The sequence below is a fragment of the Xanthomonas sp. NCPPB 2250 genome (assembly GCF_056725265.1).
This window is the reverse complement of sequence record NZ_CM161520.1, coordinates 4,455,766-4,474,000: the sequence shown is the minus strand read 5'-3', so window position 1 is coordinate 4,474,000 and position 18,235 is coordinate 4,455,766. Positions and strand designations below refer to the sequence as shown.

The following is an 18,235-nucleotide window of genomic DNA, read 5'->3' as shown; positions in this document are numbered from 1 at the left end:
GGTTCCGCCGGCGCCGGCCCGAGCGAGCCGGCCGCCGTGCCGTCGCCGCCGCCGGCCACCCCCAGCGCGACCAACCCGCCAGGTGCGCCCGGCGCCGCGAATGCCGCGCCCGCGGACCTGCCGCAACAGGTGGAGGGCCGCCATGCGAATTGAAGCGATGGGCCTGCGTACCGTGTGGCTGGGCACGCTGGCGCTGTGGGGCCTGCTGATCTGGGCGCTGGGCCTGGGCGGGCTCGGCGAACGCGTGGCGCCGCTGCCCGACGATCCGTCGATGCTGCAGCGGCTGCCTGGCCTGCCCGCGGCGTCCACGCAGCGCCTGGGCGATTTCTCGCAATACGGGGAGATCGCCGCGCGGCCGGTATTCGCCGAGGATCGCCGCCCGCATCCGTTCTTCCTCAGTGCCGACAGCGGCCAGTCCGCCGCGCCCAACGTGCGCCTGACCGGCGTGCTGCTCACCGACGGCTTCAAGATGGCGACGCTGACCACCGAGCAGGGCGAATCGCTGCGCCTGCAGGAAGGTGGCGACGCCGTGCAGGGCTGGCGGCTGCTGTCGCTGGCGCCGCGCCAGGCCACGGTCAGCGGCAGCGGCGGCACCCAGACCCTGGAATTGAAGGTGTTCGACGGCAAGGGCGGGCAGCCGCCGACCGTGCTCGGCCAGGCCGCGCGTGCCGCTGCGCAGGGGCAGATGCCGCCGCCGGCGTCCGCGCCCAACGGCCAGGCCAACGCGACCGCGCCGCGCCCGCCGAACCAGTCCACCCCCAACCCGGCGCCGAACCAGGCGCCGACCCCGAGCGCCCCTCAGCCGTCGTCGCCGGCTCCGTCGTCGGAGCAGTTGCAGGCCATCCGCGAGCGGATCGAAGCGCGCCGTCGGCAATTGCAGCAACAGCGCCAGAACAACCCCTCAGGTCAGAACCCTTGAAGAGTGATCGCATGACGCCGCGTCTGTTTTCCCTGTTCCTCGCCATCGGCCTGGTGGCCGGCTGCGCCACCACGCCCTCGCCGGACATCCGTCGCGGCGCCGCGATCAACCCCCAGGTGGGCGCGGCCGGCAGTACCCAGACCGACGGCCAGGGCGGCCCGGCCGATCCCAATGCCTTGCCCGAGCGCGCCACCCCGGTGATCCGCCGCGGCAGCGGCACCATGATCAATTCCGCGGCCGCCGCGGCGCCGGCGCCCTCGCTGGGCAACGCCAGCAGCGGCAGCGCCACCTTCAACTTCGAGGGCGAATCGCTGCAGGCGGTGGTCAAGGCCATCCTCGGCGACATGCTCGGGCAGAACTACGTGATCGCGCCGGGCGTGCAGGGCACGGTGACCCTGGCCACGCCCAAGCCGGTGTCGCCGGCGCAGGCGCTGAACCTGCTGGAGATGGTGCTGGGCTGGAACAACGCACGCATGGTCTACAGCGGCGGCCGCTACAACATCGTCCCCGCCGACCAGGCCCTGGCCGGCACGGTGGCGCCGAGCACGGCTTCGCCGGCCAACGCGCGCGGCTTCGAGGTGCGGGTGGTGCCGCTGAAGTACATCTCCGCCAGCGAGATGAAGAAGGTGCTGGAGCCGTACGCGCGGCCGAACGCCATCGTCGGCATCGACGGCTCGCGCAACGTCATCACCCTGGGCGGCACCCGCGCCGAGCTGGAGAACTACCTGCGCACCGTGCAGATCTTCGACGTCGACTGGCTGTCGGGCATGTCGGTGGGCGTGTTCCCGATCCAGTCGGGCAAGGCCGAACAGGTGGCGGCCGACCTGGAGAAGGTGTTCGGCGAGAACAGCAAGACCCCCAGCGCCGGCATGTTCCGCTTCATGCCGCTGGAGAACGCCAACGCGGTGCTGGTGATCACCCCGCAGGCGCGCTACCTGGACCAGATCCAGGAATGGCTGGATCGCATCGACAGCGCCGGCGGCGGCGCGCGGCTGTTCTCCTACGAACTCAAGTACATCAAGGCCAAGGATCTGGCCGACCGCCTGGCCGAAGTGTTCGGCGCCGGCGGCGGCAACCGCGGCGACTCCAACGCCTCGCTGATGCCGGGCTCGCAGATGAGCCAGTTGAACGGCGGCGGCCTGGGCGGCTTCAACGGCAGCGACAGCAGCCTGGGTGGCAGCAGTCTGGGCAGCAGCGGCAGCAGCAGCGACAGCCTGTCGGGCGGCAGCAGCTCGTCCGGCAGCAGCGGCGGCTTGGGTAGTGGCAGCCTGCAACTGTCCCCGCGCACGTCCGGCAACGGCAGCGTGACCCTGGAAGTGCAGGGCGACAAGGTCGGCGTGTCGGCGGTGGAAGAAACCAACACCCTGCTGGTGCGCTCGACCCCGCAGGCCTGGCGCTCGATCCGCGACGTGGTTGAGAAGCTCGACGTGATGCCGATGCAGGTGCATATCGAGGCGCAGGTGGCCGAGGTCAACTTGAAGGGTCAGCTCAAGTACGGCGTCAACTGGTACTTCGAGCAGGCGGTGAATGCGTCGTCCACTGCCAACAACATCGGCTTCAGCGGCGGTGGTGCGAATTTGCCCAGCGCGGCCGGCCGCAAGATCTGGGGCGATATCGCCGGCGCCATCACCGGCAGCAGTGGCCTGGGCTGGACCTTCCTCGGCAAGAACGCAGCGGCGGTAATCACGGCGTTGGACGAAGTCACCGACGTCAAGTTGCTGCAGACGCCATCGGTCTTCGTGCGCAACAATGCCGAGGCCACGCTTAACGTGGGTACGCGCATCCCGATCAACTCGGTCAGCGTCGACACCGGCCTGGGCACCGGCACTACCTACTCGTCGGTGAACTACCTCGATACCGGCGTAATCCTGAAGGTGCGTCCGCGGGTGACCAAGGACGGCATGGTGTTCCTGGACATCGTGCAGGAGGTCAGCTCGCCTGGTGCGGCGTCGACCAACTGCGGCAACAGCGCCGGTACCAGCACCGCCTGCAACGTGCCGATCAACACGCGCCGGGTCAAGACCGAGGCGGCGGTGCAGAGCGGCGATACGATCATGTTGGCGGGCCTGATCAACGACAGCACCACCGACGGCAGCAATGGCGTGCCGTACCTGAGCAAGCTGCCGGTTGTCGGTGCGCTGTTCGGGCAGAAGACCCAGGACACAAACCGGCAGGAAGTGATCGTGTTGATCACGCCGTCGATCGTGCGCAACCCGCAGGAAGCACGCAATCTTACCGACGAATACGGACAGAAGTTCAAGGCTATGCAGCCGCTGCCAGCGACACGCGGCAAGTAGTAAGCAGTAAGCAGTAGGTATGGGGGGAATTCCCGCTCTGCTACTGCCGATCTGCGCCGATGGTTTGGTGCTTAATGCATGCCACGCTTGCTGAGGGAAAATGCCTAGCGCTTCGCTAGGCTCATACGTGGGGATGCGGTCGTTTTCTTGGCAGCGCTCTTGAGCCGGATAGGCCTGTTTTTATGTAGGGCAAGTATCTTCCAGTGATAAGAAAGGTCTAATAGTAAGCGCTCTGATGGCGCCTGTGCGCGTTGTAATGATCGTCTGAACTGGATGTTGGGCGACCATTTCCTTGCATGACTTGTGTTTCAAAATGGTATTTGGCTGCATCGGCCCGCTGACCTCCAATCGTAGGAAGGCTCCCCGCACTACGCTGTCATGCGTGCTTTTTCAGCAATTCGCGGGTGCTCCGCATTGGACACATGATGCGGACGCTCGTTAGAACGTGTCAGTAGTTGGCTCAATCATGCTTATAACCACCTCGAATAGGTGGGTTGGCATGCTTGTTGTTGATTGCCGGCATATCCTCCGTACTGCTTCGAATAAGTTGACATATCTCGAACTTGGAAAAAATTCATCGGGATTGTAATTATGGTTGAAACGAGATTTGTAATGGGATAATGTCTCAGCCGGGGGGTCTGACTAAAAAAGGAGATTTTATGAAGGTTTCTTATGGAAATTTATTTGGTCTGCTTGCTTTTGGATTCTTTGCTTCCTTCCCGGCCTTGGGTGAGGTGGTCATTCCCAGGACTTTTAACGGCGCTTCCGATTCGGTTTATGGTAATACGCCGGCCAAGGCGGTTGAGCGAGCTGCTGTAAATGCTATTAATACCGCATGGGCAGAGAGTTACGGCAATTGCACCCTGTCGGGTTACAGCTATCAGCCGCGCAATACTTATTATGCTGCTTCAGCAACCGTAAATTGCTCAAAGCCCGGTCAATTCATTCCGGTGGTGGTTGTGTTTACTTTTTCCGGGGCGACTGACTGGCAGCTCGATATAGGGTTGTCGGATGAAAGTAAGGCTATCGATGTTGCGGTAATGCGTGCTGAGGCTGCTGCTAGGGCTGAGAGTTATTCTCAATGCGTGTTGAAGAGTTATAATACTTGGAAGCCTAACCCGAATCTGCAAAGTTGGATGGCTAGCGCGGTTGTTGATTGCAAGAAAAGTGTTAGCTCCGTTCAGCCATAGTCATCAGCTGATGTACTTCACTCTCGATCCACGTGAAGGATCGGGGGTGAAGTTAGTAACCGCATTGATGTTATGTTTGGATGGATATGTGATTGGGACGGATTTTTTGTGGCTTGCAGCTTTTCGTGCTTCCGATAGTTCTTATCCCGGTCGGCGTCGACGATGTCGCGCTGGACGCCTGCCTGGGCGCGTTGGAAGCGAACACCCCGGACGGCACTCGCGTGTGGCTGGCCGACGATGCGCAGGCCGGCCCGCGCGGCATTCGGATGATCGAGGCCTGGCTGGCGCGCACGCGCCTGCAGGCCGACTACACGCGGCGGCCACGCATGCTCGGCGAGGTCGCACATGTGGACGAGATGCTGCGTGCCTGCGGCGACGCCGACGTGGCGGTGCTGGCGGCAGATGCGCAGCCCGGGCCGGGCTGGTTGCTGCAGTTGAGCGCCTGTCTGGCGCGCGACGCGGCCATCGCCAGCGCCACGCCGTGGAGCAATGCCGGCGAAGCCTGCGCGTGGCCGCGACTGGGCGAGATCAATCCGCTGCCCGAGGATCCCGAGCGCCTGGCACGGGCCTGCGCGGCCTTGCCGCCGCTGCATCCGGAACTGCCGTCGGCGGTGTGCCATGCGGTGGTGCTGCGTGGCGTGGCGCGGCAGCGCGCCGGCGGGCTGGACGCCAGCAGCTATGGTTCGTGGTATGCGGCGCTAACCGATCTGTCGCTGCGCATGGCCGGGCTCGGCTGGCGCAACGTGCTGTGCGAGACCGCGCATGTCGCCTGCAGTGGCGAAGGCCGCGCCGCCGATGGCGACATGGACGCGCTGGCCACGCGCTGGCCGGCCTGGCATGCGCGCCTGGCCGGCTTCCTGATGCACGATCCGCTGCGTGCCTGTCGCGAGGAACTGCAGCGCCTGTACGACACGCTGCCGCCGCCGGATCCGCAACGCGCGCTGTTCGATGCGTAGCCAGTCGCTGCCTGATCTGCGGCTTTCGCATCGTTGGACCCAATCCGGCCGCATCTCGCTGTGGCGCTATCTCGAGAACGAGCGCAATTATCCCGGCTGGCATCTCAACGCAGATCCAGCTGGATGCCAGTCCCTGCTGGCGTTGCTGGACGCCTTGGCTGCCGACGGCGCCGGTTCCCGCACGCTTCTCGTCACTGCACCGAGCAAGGCCGAACTTGGCGTGCCGAACAACCGGCGCGGGCTCGCCGCTTGGGTGGCGCCGGAGAAACTGCGCCTCACGCTGTCCACGACCGACGATCACTGGTCTTTTCCCGTAGACGCAGCGCCGGCTGCACTCGAGGTCGGCTCGGCGTGGCTTGCGGCGTTGCGGGAAGGCATCGCCGGCATTGCGAAGGGGCAGGGGGACTACGCAATCGGCAAGGGCGACCATCGTCTATGGTTCTGGTGGTGAGGCGAGGATTGCCGACGTGCGCCTGTTCTGGGGTTGTTGGAGCGTTGCTTCCCGAACCGTCGGCTGGCGCGGCAGCCGGTCACGGCCGACATCGCGGCCAGACCCAGCGGCGTCGCTGCTGGGTCCTGGGTGGGAGCGTGTGTGGTCTGCTGCCTCTCCGCCTCGCGTCGCGATAGCGAACAAGGCCAGACTCATTCCGGCGGCGCGTAGACATCCACCGACACTTCCAGCACATCGTGGCGCCAGGATTCGATGTCGAATTCCACGGCACGTCCGTCGGGATCGTAGCTGACGCGTTGCAGACGGAAGCAGGGCGTGCCGGCGGTGGATTGCAGCAGCACCGCCTGCTCGGCATCGAGCGTGGCCGGATACATCGACAGCCGGCTGCGCGCCTGCCGCAAGCCCAGGCGCTGGGTCAGCACCGTGCTCAACGAGCCGGCCAGGTCGTGGTCGAGCAGGCGCGGCGCCCACGCGGCGAGGATCGCATTGGTCTCCAGCAGCACGGCGCGCCGTCCGATCCAGCGGCGGCGGCGCAGCACGAACACCTCGGCATCGGGATCGTCCAGGTGCAGGTGCCGGGCGAGCGCCGGGCCGGCCGGCTGGCGCTGCGCAGCGAGCAGTTCGGTGCGCGGTACGCCGCCCTGCGCGGCTACGTACTGCATGAACCCGGCGATGCTGTTGGGGTCATGGCGCACCCGCGGCGCGCTGACGAACCAGCCGCGGCGGTTCTCGCGATAGATGTGCCCGTCCGATTCCAGTTGCTGCAGCGCCTCGCGCAAGGTGATGCGGGTGCAGCCGAACAGCGCGGCCAGTTCGCGCTCCACCGGCAGGCGTTGGTCCGCCCGCCATTCGCCGGCGGCGATGCGCGCCAGCAGCGCATCGGCGATGCGTTGGGCGAAGCCGGCGGCGGTGGCGAAGTGCATGCGAAATCCAGGGCGTGGCGAAGCGTGGCTGACAAGACTACGCTGCCGGCAGGCACGCGGACGATGCGGGCGTCTGATGTTCGCGTGATGCGCGTGCGGCTGCTGCGCGCCATTCCATCGAGTTGACGACGGCACGCGCTGTGCCGCCAGGCAGCAAAGAGAGTGTGGCGTGTCAGGTGACGGCTTGCGCGCGGCGCAGATCCGCCTGCCACAGGCGCAGGCCATACACCGCCAGCACCACGAACCCGGCGTACAGCGCGGCAGTGGGATACAACCCCTTGTACACGAACACGCCGACGTAGACGCAGTCCAGCACGATCCACAGGCCCCAGTTGGCGATGCGCTTGCGCGCGGCCCACACGCTGGCGACCACGCTGAACGCCGACAACGCCGCGTCCAGCCACGGCAGCGCCGCATCGGTATGCCGGTGCATCCACCAGCCCAGCAGCGCCGCGCCGACGGCGCCGACCAGCAGCGAACGCAGGCCTTCGCCCCACGGCAGCGGCCCGACCTGGACCTTGCCGTCGTCGCCCAGCCCGTTGCTCCAGCGCCACCAGCCGTAGCCCTGCAGCACCACGTACAGGCCCTGCAGCAGCATGTCCGAATACAGCTTCCACTGATAGAACAGCCACGCGTACAGCAGCACCGCCACCACGTTGACCGGCCAGCACCAACGCACCCGCCGCGCGGTCAGCCATACACCCAGGACGTTGATCAGTACGGCGAGCAGTTCGAGCGGGGACATGGTCGGGAGGCCGGGATTGGGGAGTGGGGATTCGGGATGGGCAGTTCGCGAGTGCGCAGCATTGCGCGCTTTTTTGTAGGAGCGGCTTCAGCCGCGACAGGCGTTACCGGGAAAGCCCATCGCGGCTGAAGCCGCTCCTACCCTGGTCTTCGGCATAGCTGACGTTCGAGTCATCGTGGATCAGTGCATCCGGATTGGGATACTGAAAACGCATCGGATCGTAGGTGCTGTAGGAGCGGCTTCAGCCGCGACCCGTCAGCAGTAGCGTGTCGCGGCTGAAGCCGCTCCTACACCAGTGACGCGCCATGTCCCGCTTTTGGCTTTTACCAATCCCGAATCCCCATTCCCCATTCCCAGCTCCTCACCCAATCCCGAATCCCGACTCCCCAATCCCCGCTCCTCAAAAATCGAACTGCAGCGCCAGCCGCGCCGTCCGCGGCGCGCCAAGGAACAGATAGTCGTCGCCTTCGTAGGCGCCGACGTCGCGCCAGTAGCGCTTGTCGGTGAGGTTGTCCACGCTCAGTCGCAGCGTGGTCGGCACCGCGCCCAGCCGGGTGGCGTAGCGGGCGCCGAGGGTGTAGACGCTGTAACCGCCGACGGCGACCTGGCCGCTGCGGTCGGCGTACTTGGCGCCGCTGTACTGCGCGCCGCCCAGCAGCGCCAGGCCGTTCACGCCGGGCACGTCCCAGGTGGCCTGGGCGCTGGCGCGCAGCCGTGGCACGTTCAGTGCCTGGTGGCCTTCGTCGCCGGGCGTGCCCGTGTCCTCGGCGCGCGCGCGGATGCCGGCGACGCTGGCCTGCAGGTGCAGGCCGGCGCCCAGCGTGCCGGCGGCGGACAGTTCGATGCCGCGGTTGTGCAGGCGGCCCTGCTGCACGAACAGGAAACTGCCGTCGGCCTGCGGTTGCGCGTACTGGTTGGCCTGGCGCATGTCGAACAGCGCCGCGCCCAGGGTCACGCCATCGCGCTCGTATTTCATGCCGGCCTCGCGCTGGTAGGCGCTGGTGGGGGCGAGGATGCTGTCGGCGTTGCTGGCGAACCACGGCGCGGTGCCGCCCGGGGCCAGGCCCTTGGCGAAGCTGGCGTACAGCGACAGCGACGGCTGCAGCTTGAACAGCAGCGCCGCCTGCGGCAGAAACACCGAGCGGCGCGTGCGCCGGGTCAGGCTGCCGTCGCGGTCCCAGGCGCGTTCGTCGTAGCGCACCTGGCGTGCGCCCAGCAGCAATTGCCAGGCCTCGCCGATGCCGATGCGGTCGCTGGCAAGCAGCGCGGTCTGCGCGCTGTCCAGGCGCCGGCGCTTGGGGCCGAGCACGGCGTCGGCAGGCGACAGCAGCGGCGGATCGGCGTCGATGTTGCCGCTGCCGATCATCTCGTTGATCGAACCGTGCCGGTCGATGGTGCGATGCAGGTAATCGATGCCGACCTGGAACTGGTGCTGCAGCACGCCGGTGCTGGCGCTGCCGCTGGCGATCGCCTGCAGTTCGTCGTTGCGGCGGCTGTCGGCGGGGCTGCGGTAGTCGTAGATGTCGTAGTCGCCCTCGCGGCTGAAGTGGTTGGGTACCGCGTCGCCGGCGCAACTGGCCGCGCCGTAGCAGCCCCAGGCGAAGCTGGAGTAGTCGTCGATCAGTGCACGGCTGTGCGAGGCGGCCACCTGCAGATGCCAGGCGTCGCTGAAGCGATACTCGTAGCGCGCCTGCGCATTCAGCGCCTCGATGCCGACCGGCTTGGACCACGGCTGGTAGGCGAGCAGGCGATGCACGGACACCCCGCTCGGCACCTGCGTGCCGCCGAGCAACTGGTAACCCGGCACCGAGCGCTGCTGGCGGTCCTGGTACTCCACGTCCAGTTGCAGGGTCGATTGCGGGTCGATGTTCCAGTCCGCTGCCAGCGACAGGAAGTTGCGGTGGCCGTCGGCGTGATCGACATAGCTGCGCAGCGTCTCGTGCGCAGCATTGACGCGCAGGCCGAACTGGCGCTCGCTGCCGAACCAGTCGCCAAGGTCCACCGCCGCGCCGCGGCTGCCGTCGTCGTCGCCGTTCAGCATCAGGCTGCGCACGTGCTGCGGGCGCTTGGTCTGGTAGTCGATCACGCCGGCCGGGGTGGTGATGCCGGACAGCACGCCGGACAGACCCTTGAGCACCTGCACCTGCTCCTTGTTCTCCAGCGCCACGTTCTGTTCGCCGGCGATGGTCAGGCCGTTGATGCGGTAGCTGTTGGCCGCATCCAGCGAATAGCCGCGGACCAGGAAGTTCTCGTAGTAGCCGATCGGCGCGTAGCTGTCGCCGACCGCGGCGTCGGCGCGCAGCACCTCGCTGAGCACGCGCACCTGGCGGTCGGCCAGCTGCGTGCGGTCGATGGTGTCGATCGCCATCGGCGTATCCAGCAGCGGCGCGTCGCCGTAGCCGCTCAGGCTGCTGCGGTCGTGCGGCTGGCGGCCCTGCACGTTGACCGCGTCCAGTTCGACCGGGGTCTGCGTGCTGGCGGGCGCCGGCGCAGCGTCGGCGGCCAGGGCCGGCAGCGGCAGGGCGATGGCCAGGGCCAGCGCGAGGGCGTGCGGGGCGGGGAAGCGGCGGGTGGGAAGCATGCGGAACGACCTCGGGGAAACGAAACGGAAGAGGGAAGAGGCGCAGCCGCGCAGTGCGCGGCCGGCGGGCGTGACGGTGTCGCTGCGACGGTTCATGGCGCGGCCGCCGCGCGCCGCTGCAGGTGCCGCAGCAGGCGCTGGCCTTCGCCCTGGCCGAACCAGGCGGCGTGGCCGAGCAGGTAGCGGCGGTAGGCGATCTCGGCATGCGCGTCCGAGCCGGTGATGCCGGCGAAGTACTCGATCTCGCTGAGCGCGAAATCGGCATGCACCAGCGGCAGCAGTGCGGCCAGCAGGCGCAGTTGCGCTGCGTCCAGCGGCAGCAGCGCGGCGTAGCCGTGCAGCAGCGCATCGAGCTGGTCGAGATCGGCGACCGCGCTGCCGCCGTCGTCCAACTGCAGCCACGGGATCAGGTTGCGCTCGATCGCGGTGGCCAGGTCGAACAGGGCGAAGCTGCGGTCAGCGAGACCGAAATCGAACACCGCGCTGACCGTGCTGGCGGCGCCGTGGCCGCGCCACAGCAGGTTGGAGGCGTGCCAGTCGCCGTGCGTCCACAGCGCCGGCGGCGGTGCCTGCAGCAGCGGCCAGGCCTGCGCGTGCCAGGGCAGCAGCTGCGCGCGCAGGTCGCCCTGCCAGTCGCGCTGCTGCAGCCATGCGGCCAGCGCCGGGCGCCGTGCCAGGTCGTGTTCCAGCGCCTGCAACGGCTGCGGCTGGGTGAACAGGCGCAGGTTGGCGACCAGCACGGTGGTGCTGCGCGGCGGCGCGGCGTAGCCGGCCGCGGCACGGTGCAGCGCGGCCAGCGCGCGGCCGGCGGCGGCGGCATGCGCGGTGTCGGCGAACGGTGTCCACGACATCGCCTCGCGGTAGCGGTCCTCGCCCGCGCCGGCGCGCATCACCTCGTAGGTCCAGTGGCCACGCCGCACCGCGCTGGCGCCGTCGCGGTCGCGCAGCACCTCCGGTACCGGCACGCCCCGCGCGCGTAGCTGCGCGATGAAGGCATGCTCCTCGCCCAGCGCGTGCAGGTCGCGCACGCGGCGATGGTGGCGCTTGACGAACAGCGTGCCGGCGGCGGTCTCGACCTCCGCCGCCGCCGAGAACGGGCGCGGACTGTGCCAGCGCAACGCGTGCAGGCGGCCGGGCAGGGCGTACTGCTGCAGCAGCGCTTCCACCTCGCCATCGGACAGCGGCGGCCAGTCGGCCGCCACGGTCTGCGTGCCCATGCCGTGCATCTGGTGGCGGGCGCTCATGCGCGCGCCTCGCGGTGCCGGCGCGACCCGGCGCGCCATGCCAGCCGCAGGCCGGGCGTGCCATGCACCACAGCGCGGCTCTTGTGGGTGATTGGTCTAGACCAGAAGCGGGGAAGCCTGGGGCAGGGCCCGGTCGCACGATCGGGAGCGGGGACGGTGGCGCCGCCGGCGTCTCGGCATGCGCGCGTGCTCATGCGGCGCGCGCGGTCTGCGGGGTGGGGCGGCAGCCTGGGACAGGGAACAACGCTGACCGGCATCTGCACTGGGCGAAGGAGAGGACACGGATCGCTCCGTCTCCCGAACGCACGGGGCCGCGAGCGGCCGCGCAACGCACGGGGCGCAGAGTATGCGCGGCAATCGCCGCCGCCGCCATGCCCGCCGTGCGCGTGGCGAGCGGCGCATGCGGGAGACATGCGGGATAATCGGCGGATGAGCGAACAGCAGATAGCCGTGGTGGTGGTGACCTACGAGAGCGGCAGCACCATCGATGCCTGTCTGCAGCGGCTGCGCGCGGCGGCCGAGGTGGCACAGATCCGGGTGGTCGACAACGCCTCGCGCGACGACACGCTCGCCGTGGTGCAGCGGCACGCGCTGGACGATGTGCGGGTCCGTTTCATCGCCAATCCCGACAACCCCGGCTTCGCCACCGCCTGCAACCAGGGCGCGGCGGCCAGCGACGCGCCGTGGCTGGCCTTCGTCAATCCCGACCTGATGGTCGAGCCCGATACCCTGGCCCAGTTGCGCGCGCAGGCCGCCGCGCTCGGCGAGGCGCTGCTGGGCGTGGAGCAGGTCGACGAACACGGCCGCGCCGACGCCGCGGTACGCCGCCGCGACCCGGACTTCGCGGCAATGCTGCGGCATCCGCTGGCCGGCTCGCGGCTGGCGCTGGCGGCCGACCCGGCGCAGCCGCTGCAGCCGGTGCCGGCGCTGTCCGGCGCGCTGATGCTGCTGCCGCGCGCGCTGTTCACCCGCATCGGCGGCTGGGACGCCGGCTATCGGCTGCACGCCGAGGACCTGGACCTGTGCCGCCGGGTGCGCCAGGCGGGGGCCGCGGTGGCGGTGCTGAACCGCCTGCACGTGCTGCACGTGCGCGGCGTGTCCAGCCGCAAACGCCCGTGGTTCGTCGAGTGGCACAAGCACCGCGGCCTGTGGCGTTACTTCCGCAAGTTCGAGGCGCCGACCCGGGCCTGGCCGGTGCGCGCGGCGGTGTGGGCGGTGATCTGGCTGCATGCCTGGGTCACCTTCGCCCGGCTGTGCTGGCGGCGCCCAGGCTGAACGAAATCGGCCGCGTTGTGCGCGCGTGCGGCATAGCAACATAAATTCGCTATATTGGGAAGTACGTCACTTAACAAATGACGTGTTCCGCCGATCTCTCCTGGACCGCGCCTGCTTTCCGGTTCGGGGGAACCCCACCAGGAACTCAACCATGCATGATTTCGACGGTGTGCGTCCGCGCACCCACGCGCGCGCCTGCGCGCCCGCTGTGCCCGTGCCCGCTGCCGGCCACGCCCGATCTGCGCGCCGCGCGCGGCTGTCGCTGGCGCTGCTCGCGCTGGCGGCCGGCCCCTGCGGCGCCAGCGCCTGGGTCGACGAGGCCGGCCACGGGTTGGTGATCCTCAAGGCCAGCCATACCGATGGCGGCGCGGTGTTCAACAGCCACGGCCAGTCCGGCAACTTCCCCGATGCCGGGCGCAGCCGCCAGGACCAGCTCAACCTCTACGGCGAATACGCGCTGAGCTCGGACCTGACCCTGGTCGGCAACTTCTATTTCAGCAAGGTCGGCTACCGCAACGACAGCGGCTACGGCGACCGCCACAGCAGCGGCTGGTCGGACCAGGAAATCGGCCTGCGCTACCGGCTCGACCCGGATGGCGCCGACGGTCCCTGGCAGGGCGCGCTGCAGGTGCTGGCCTTAGTGCCCGGCTACGCGCGCCAGCGCGACGGTGAGCGGCCGGCGCTGGGCCAGGGCGACTACGGCGCCGAGCTGCGCTACAGCGTCGGCCGCGGCTATCGCCTGGGCGAGCACGACGGCTATGTCGACCTGGGGACGGCGGTGCGCCTGCGTGGCGGCGACGCCTCCGACGAAGCGCGGCTGGACGTGTCCAGCGGCGTGGCGCTGGCGCCGCGCTGGATGCTGATCGGCGAGTTCAACGTGATCCAGAGCCTGGGCAACGGCAAGGGCCCGAACCGGATCTACGCGCCCGGCGACAACACGCCGATCCGCGGCAACAACTTCGATTTCAGCAAGCTGCAGGCCTCGGTGCTGTACACGTTGCCCGGCGGCACGCAGCTGCAGCTCGGTTACCAGCAGCCGGTGGCCGGGCGCAACACCGGCGGTGCGGGCGGCCCGTTCGTCGCCGCCTGGTGGCGGTTCTAGCCGTGTCCGGCGAACACGAGAGCGTCGCCGCCGAGGCGAGCGTGCCTGGCCGGCTCGGGCGGCTGCCCACCGAGGGCGGCCTGCAGGCGCCGATCGGCGAGGCGCTGGTCGCCGCTGGGGTGATCGATCCGCCGCAACTGCAGAACGCGCTGGCCCTGCAGTCGCGCTGGCGCTCGCGGCTGGGCGACGTGGTGCTGGCCCAGCGCGGGGTCGCGCCGCTGCGCTTCTACACGGTGCTGGCGCAGCACTTCGGGCTGCACTTCGCCAACCTGCTCAAGCAGCCGATCGACCCGGCGCTGTTCCAGCCGGAGCGGCTGGCCGACTACGCGCAGCGCCTGGTGCTGCCGTGGCGCGAGGAGGACGGCCAGCTGGTGCTGGCGGTGGCCGATCCCGGCCCGGAGACCTTCGCCTGGGCCCGCGCCACCTACGGCGAGCAGGTGCGCTTCGTCGGCACCTCCAAGTTCGACATCGTCTGGAGCCTGCAGCAGCACGCCGACGCGCAGCTCACCCACGACGCGCTGAACCTGCTGGCCGAACACGCGCCGGAACACTCGGCGCGGCAGGTGATCACCCGCGCGCAGTCGGTGTTCCTGGTGGCGCTCACGGTGGTGCTGGCCGCGGCGCTGGCGCTGTGGCCGCTGGTCACCCTGATCGCGCTCAACACGCTGATCGCGGTGGCGTTCCTGGCCACCTTCGGGCTGAAGCTGGTACTGGCCTGGCGCGGTGCGCGGCGCCGCATCGACATCAAGGTCAGCGACGAGGAAGTGGCCGCGCTCGGCGACGAGGACCTGCCGGTCTACACGGTGCTGGTGCCGATGTACAAGGAGCCGGACGTGCTGCCGATCCTGGCCAACGCGCTGCGCCGGCTCGACTACCCCACCTCCAAGCTGGACGTGAAGCTGGTGCTGGAGGCCGACGACACCGAGACCATCGAGGCGGCCAAGGCGCTGGGCCTGGAGGCGTTCTTCGAGATCATCCGGGTACCGCCGTCGCAGCCCAAGACCAAGCCCAAGGCCTGCAACTACGCGCTGCGCTTCGCCCGCGGGCAGATGCTCACCATCTACGACGCCGAGGACAAGCCGGAGCCGGACCAGCTCAAGCGCGTGGTCGCCGCGTTCCGCAAGTCGCCGGCCGACGTGGCCTGCATCCAGGCGCGGCTGAACTACTACAACGCCGACGAGAACTGGCTCACGCGCATGTTCACGCTGGAATACACGTTGTGGTTCGACTTCTACCTGCCGGCGCTGGAGACCCTGCGCATCCCGATTCCGCTCGGCGGCACCTCCAACCACTTCCGCCTGGACATCCTGCGCAAGGTCCATGCCTGGGATCCGTACAACGTCACCGAGGACGCCGACCTGGGCGTGCGTCTGACCCAGCAGGGCTACCGGGTCAGCGTGGTCAACTCGACCACGTTCGAAGAGGCCAACGTCAGCATCCCCAACTGGATCCGGCAGCGCTCGCGCTGGCTCAAGGGCTACATGCAGACCTGGCTGGTGCACATGCGCGACCCGGTGCAGCTGTACCGCTCCACCGGCGTGCGCGGGTTCTGGGGCTTCCAGCTGTTCGTCGGCGGCACCTTCTTCACCGCGCTGGCCGCGCCGCTGATGTGGCTGAGCTACGGGCTATGGCTGGCGGTGGGCTCGAAATTCTTCGATCCGTTCTTCCCGCCGGCGCTGCTGTACCTGAGCCTGCTCAACCTGCTGCTCGGTAATGGCTTCCTGATCTACATGACCCTGGTGGCGGCGTTCAAGCGCGACTACTTCCGCCTGGCGCCCTACGCGCTGACCGTGCCGCTGTACTGGCTGCTGCAGTCCATCGCCGCCTACAAGGGCCTGTGGCAGCTCATCCGCAACCCGTTCTACTGGGAAAAGACCACCCATGGCATCAGCAAGCACATGGCCGAAGAGCGCCGCGCCGCGCTCGACGACTGACGCGCCGCGGCGCGCGCGCGGCACCGTGGTGTTCGTGTTCACCGCGGCGCTGCTGGCGCTGCTGTGCCACCGGCTGCTCGCGCACGGCTACATGAGCGACGACGCGATGGCGCAGTACGCCAAGCTGCTGCTGTTGCGCGACGCGGCCGGTTTCCGCATCGAGTACCTGGGGTTCCTGTACGCGCAGGCCTCGCTGTACCTGGGTGTGCTGATCGGCGGCCTGCCGGGCCTGTCCACGCCGCTGCTGCCGTACCTGGTCGATGTGCTGGCCGGGGCGACGCTGGTGACCCTGCTGTGGCGCGACATCGCCGCCGGCCTGGGCCGCGGTTGGGCCTGGGCGCTCAGTGCAGGGGTGGTGATCCAGCCGTTCTTCCTGTGGCCGACCCTGTCCGGCAACAACCAGGGTCTGGGCCTGCTGGTGTTCTACGTGGCCGCGCGCGCGCTGCGCCACTTCCGCGACGATCCGGAAGCCTTCGCCTACCTGCGCCTGGCGGCGAGCCTGTGCCTGCTGTTCTTCGTCGACGAGCGTGCCTGCTTCCTGGCGGTGGCGCTGGCACCGTGGCTGTTCCTGATCGCGCCGCCGCGCCTGATGCGGCAGGCGCCGCTGGCGTTCTACCTGGTGTGCTACCTGCCTTTCCTGTTCGCGGTGGGGGCGTGGATGTACCTCAACTACATGTTCTTCGGCGACCCGCTGCTGTTCGTGCGCGACGCCACGTCCGCCTTCCGCGGCATCTCGGCGCAGGCGGCGCTGCAGCCGTGGCTGCAGCAGGCCGCGGCGCAGCCGTGGTGGCCGCCGCTGTGGCTGCTGCTGGCCGGGGTGGTCAGCGCGCCGCTGTTGCTGTTGCTGCGCCACACCCGCGACAGCGACACCTGGCGCAGCGTGCTGGCCGCCGCCGCCACCGTGATCGGCGCCGGTACGCTGGCCACCTGGGCGCGTTTCACGGCGCAGCCGCTGGACTTCCTGGCCCTGCTGCTGGTGCCGGTGGCGCTGGTGCTGGGCGACCTGCGCCGCAACGCGCGTTGGCTGGGCCTGGCGCTGCTGCTGGCCGGCGCGGTGTCCAGCGGCTGGGTGATCGCCCGCACCGCGACCTCCACCACCCGCGACTGGATCGCCGCGCTGCAGGCACCGGCGCCGCCGCGCCATGCCGACGCTGCGCACTTGGGCGCGTGGCTGGCCGAGGCGCGGCTGCCGACCCTGCTGGACGACCGCGCCAGCTATCCGGTGATCGTCGCGCGCGGCGACGCCAAGCAACTGATCCTGCCGTTCGACCCGCGCTTCAAGCAGGCGCTGGTCGATCCGCGGCGGATGCCGGCGCAAGTGGTGGTCAGCGACCCGGCCAGCCAGACCGGCGCGCTGGACAGCCTCAACCGACGCTTCCCGCAGCTGTGGCAGCAGGGCTTGCCGGGCTACAGTCTGGTCTACCACCAGGGCATCTACCGGGTATGGCGCCAATCGCCGTGAGACTGCTGACCGCACTGCTGCTGGCGCTGAGCGCCGGCGGCTGCAGTGCGGCGCCGCCGCCGTGGATGGGCGCCAACGTCAAGGTGTCGCCGCAGGCGCCGTGGGGCAGCGCGGCGGCACAGCAGTCGCTGCGGCAACTGGCCGATGCCGGTGCCACGCGCGCGTTGCTGGTGGCCTTCGTCTGGCAGGCGTCGCCGCAGTCTTCGACCCCGGTGCTGGGCAGCGACAGCAGCCCGGCGCTGGTCCGCGCCGGATTGCGGCAGATGCGCGCCGCCGGCCTGCAGCCGGTGCTGAAGGTGCATCTGTGGATTCCCGGGCACTGGGCCGGCGAGGCCGCGCCGGCCGATCGCGACGCCTGGTTCGCCGCCTACCGGCGCGCGCTGCTGCAACTGGCCCAAGTCGCCGCCGACGAGCGCGCCAGCGCGCTGATCGTCGGCACCGAACTGCGCCAGTTGCAGGACGCGCCGCAGTGGCCGGCGCTGCTGGCGGCGGTGCGCCAGGTCTATCGCGGCCCGATCGGCTATGTCGCCGACGGCCTGGAGCAGGCCGAACGCTTCGGCTACTGGGACCGTTTCGATTTCGTCGGCACCAGCCTGTATCCGGCGCTGGCCGCCGCGCCCGAGCAACGGCGCGCGCAGATGCGTGCGGCGGCGGCGCGGGTGCAGGCGCTGGGCGAGCGCAGCGGCCGGCCGGTGTGGGTGGCCGAGCTGGGCCTGCGCTCGGCGCGCGGCAGCCTCGCCGCGCCCTGGGAAAGCCCGGAGCAGCGCAGCGCCGAGGTCGACACCGCGTTGCAGGCGCAGGTGCTGCGCGAGTGGCGCGAGGTGCTCGACGCGCAGCCGCGCATCGCCGGCATCGCGCTGTGGTGCTGGTACACCGATCCGGACGCCGGCGGCGCGCGCGACAGCGATTTCACCGTGCAGCACAAGCCGGCGCAGGCGGTGCTCAAGCGCTGAGGGACGCATGGTGCATGGCCTTCATTCGCGGTGGCGGCTGCAGGACACTTCCAATAACGCAATTTTTCACTACTCAGCGGGACATCGCGTTTCTTGTAGGAGTGGCTTCAGCCGCGACCAACGTAATCGATATGCCTGTCCTGTTTGAAGCTGCTTTTGCGATTTAAACGAAGCTCAAGCACAAGCTAACGCAAAGACAAATG

14 protein-coding genes are annotated in these 18,235 nt (G+C 68.9%); 10 read left to right on the top strand and 4 right to left on the bottom strand.

Annotated elements, in window-relative coordinates:
* The first annotated feature begins 142 nt into the window (after window positions 1-142).
* The 5 genes from xpsN to AC1PMG_RS18185 all read left to right on the top strand — a co-directional run bounded on the left by xpsN (window position 143) and on the right by AC1PMG_RS18185 (window position 5,813).
* Window positions 143-919: a type II secretion system protein XpsN gene (gene xpsN / locus AC1PMG_RS18205; protein WP_481109774.1), complete on the top strand. Its 777-nt coding sequence runs from the start codon at window positions 143-145 to the stop codon at window positions 917-919.
* 11 nt (window positions 920-930) lie between these two features.
* Window positions 931-3,216 carry a type II secretion system secretin GspD gene (gene gspD / locus AC1PMG_RS18200; RefSeq protein WP_481109773.1) on the top strand — a complete coding sequence of 762 codons (2,286 nt, stop codon included), beginning with the start codon at window positions 931-933 and terminating at the stop codon, window positions 3,214-3,216.
* Between the two features lie 659 nt (window positions 3,217-3,875).
* Entirely contained in the window at window positions 3,876-4,406 is a 531-nt protein-coding gene (locus AC1PMG_RS18195; protein ID WP_481109772.1) for a hypothetical protein, read from the top strand.
* Window positions 4,407-4,531: 125 nt separating this feature from the next.
* Window positions 4,532-5,362 carry a glycosyltransferase gene (locus AC1PMG_RS18190; protein WP_481109771.1) on the top strand — a complete coding sequence of 277 codons (831 nt, stop codon included), beginning with the start codon at window positions 4,532-4,534 and terminating at the stop codon, window positions 5,360-5,362.
* Entirely contained in the window at window positions 5,355-5,813 is a 459-nt protein-coding gene (locus AC1PMG_RS18185) for a hypothetical protein (RefSeq protein WP_481109770.1), read from the top strand. Before AC1PMG_RS18190 ends, AC1PMG_RS18185 begins: the two co-directional genes overlap by 8 nt.
* Before the next feature lie 191 nt (window positions 5,814-6,004).
* Here AC1PMG_RS18185 and AC1PMG_RS18180 read toward each other — a convergent pair whose 3' ends face one another.
* The 4 genes from AC1PMG_RS18180 to AC1PMG_RS18165 all read right to left on the bottom strand — a co-directional run bounded on the left by AC1PMG_RS18180 (window position 6,005) and on the right by AC1PMG_RS18165 (window position 11,306).
* Entirely contained in the window at window positions 6,005-6,736 is a 732-nt protein-coding gene (locus tag AC1PMG_RS18180; protein ID WP_295942408.1) for a UTRA domain-containing protein, read from the bottom strand.
* 172 nt (window positions 6,737-6,908) lie between these two features.
* The gene (gene pnuC, locus AC1PMG_RS18175; protein ID WP_481109769.1) at window positions 6,909-7,481 is read right to left on the bottom strand and encodes a nicotinamide riboside transporter PnuC; all 573 of its coding nucleotides are present in this window, start codon (window positions 7,479-7,481) and stop codon (window positions 6,909-6,911) included.
* 400 nt (window positions 7,482-7,881) lie between these two features.
* Window positions 7,882-10,062: a TonB-dependent siderophore receptor gene (locus AC1PMG_RS18170; RefSeq protein ID WP_481109768.1), complete on the bottom strand. Its 2,181-nt coding sequence runs from the start codon at window positions 10,060-10,062 to the stop codon at window positions 7,882-7,884.
* 92 nt (window positions 10,063-10,154) lie between these two features.
* A complete protein-coding gene (locus tag AC1PMG_RS18165; protein ID WP_481109767.1) occupies window positions 10,155-11,306 on the bottom strand; it encodes a phosphotransferase enzyme family protein in 1,152 nt (383 codons plus the stop codon).
* A gap of 429 nt (window positions 11,307-11,735) precedes the next feature.
* Here AC1PMG_RS18165 and AC1PMG_RS18160 point away from each other — a divergent pair, with 429 nt between their 5' ends.
* The 5 genes from AC1PMG_RS18160 to AC1PMG_RS18140 all read left to right on the top strand — a co-directional run bounded on the left by AC1PMG_RS18160 (window position 11,736) and on the right by AC1PMG_RS18140 (window position 18,032).
* Complete coding sequence (locus tag AC1PMG_RS18160) at window positions 11,736-12,581, top strand: glycosyltransferase family 2 protein (RefSeq protein ID WP_481109766.1); 846 nt, start codon at window positions 11,736-11,738, stop codon at window positions 12,579-12,581.
* Window positions 12,582-12,732: 151 nt separating this feature from the next.
* Entirely contained in the window at window positions 12,733-13,683 is a 951-nt protein-coding gene (locus tag AC1PMG_RS18155; RefSeq protein ID WP_481109765.1) for a hypothetical protein, read from the top strand.
* A 2-nt stretch (window positions 13,684-13,685) separates the two neighbouring features.
* Window positions 13,686-15,617, top strand: coding sequence for a glycosyltransferase family 2 protein (locus AC1PMG_RS18150; RefSeq protein ID WP_481109764.1), 1,932 nt, complete (start codon window positions 13,686-13,688; stop codon window positions 15,615-15,617).
* Window positions 15,565-17,079, top strand: a complete 1,515-nt coding sequence (locus AC1PMG_RS18145) for a hypothetical protein (RefSeq protein WP_481109763.1) — start codon at window positions 15,565-15,567, stop codon at window positions 17,077-17,079. The genes AC1PMG_RS18150 and AC1PMG_RS18145 overlap by 53 nt, the downstream gene beginning before the upstream one ends.
* Complete coding sequence (locus AC1PMG_RS18140; protein WP_481109762.1) at window positions 17,061-18,032, top strand: glycoside hydrolase family 113; 972 nt, start codon at window positions 17,061-17,063, stop codon at window positions 18,030-18,032. The genes AC1PMG_RS18145 and AC1PMG_RS18140 overlap by 19 nt, the downstream gene beginning before the upstream one ends.
* Window positions 18,033-18,235: the final 203 nt, after the last annotated feature.

Bases quoted from the DNA above. Each gene is read 5' to 3' on its own strand.
- AC1PMG_RS18185 (WP_481109770.1), top strand. From the start codon at position 5,355: ATGCGTAGCCAGTCGCTGCCTGATCTGCGGCTTTCGCATCGTTGGACC.
- xpsN (WP_481109774.1), top strand. From the start codon at position 143: ATGCGAATTGAAGCGATGGGCCTGCGTACCGTGTGGCTGGGCACGCTG.
- AC1PMG_RS18155 (WP_481109765.1), top strand. From the start codon at position 12,733: ATGCATGATTTCGACGGTGTGCGTCCGCGCACCCACGCGCGCGCCTGC.
- AC1PMG_RS18160 (WP_481109766.1), top strand. From the start codon at position 11,736: ATGAGCGAACAGCAGATAGCCGTGGTGGTGGTGACCTACGAGAGCGGC.
- gspD (WP_481109773.1), top strand. From the start codon at position 931: ATGACGCCGCGTCTGTTTTCCCTGTTCCTCGCCATCGGCCTGGTGGCC.
- AC1PMG_RS18165 (WP_481109767.1), bottom strand. From the start codon at position 11,306: ATGAGCGCCCGCCACCAGATGCACGGCATGGGCACGCAGACCGTGGCG.
- AC1PMG_RS18195 (WP_481109772.1), top strand. From the start codon at position 3,876: ATGAAGGTTTCTTATGGAAATTTATTTGGTCTGCTTGCTTTTGGATTC.
- AC1PMG_RS18180 (WP_295942408.1), bottom strand. From the start codon at position 6,736: ATGCACTTCGCCACCGCCGCCGGCTTCGCCCAACGCATCGCCGATGCG.
- AC1PMG_RS18145 (WP_481109763.1), top strand. From the start codon at position 15,565: ATGGCATCAGCAAGCACATGGCCGAAGAGCGCCGCGCCGCGCTCGACG.
- AC1PMG_RS18170 (WP_481109768.1), bottom strand. From the start codon at position 10,062: ATGCTTCCCACCCGCCGCTTCCCCGCCCCGCACGCCCTCGCGCTGGCC.
- pnuC (WP_481109769.1), bottom strand. From the start codon at position 7,481: ATGTCCCCGCTCGAACTGCTCGCCGTACTGATCAACGTCCTGGGTGTA.
- AC1PMG_RS18140 (WP_481109762.1), top strand. From the start codon at position 17,061: ATGGCGCCAATCGCCGTGAGACTGCTGACCGCACTGCTGCTGGCGCTG.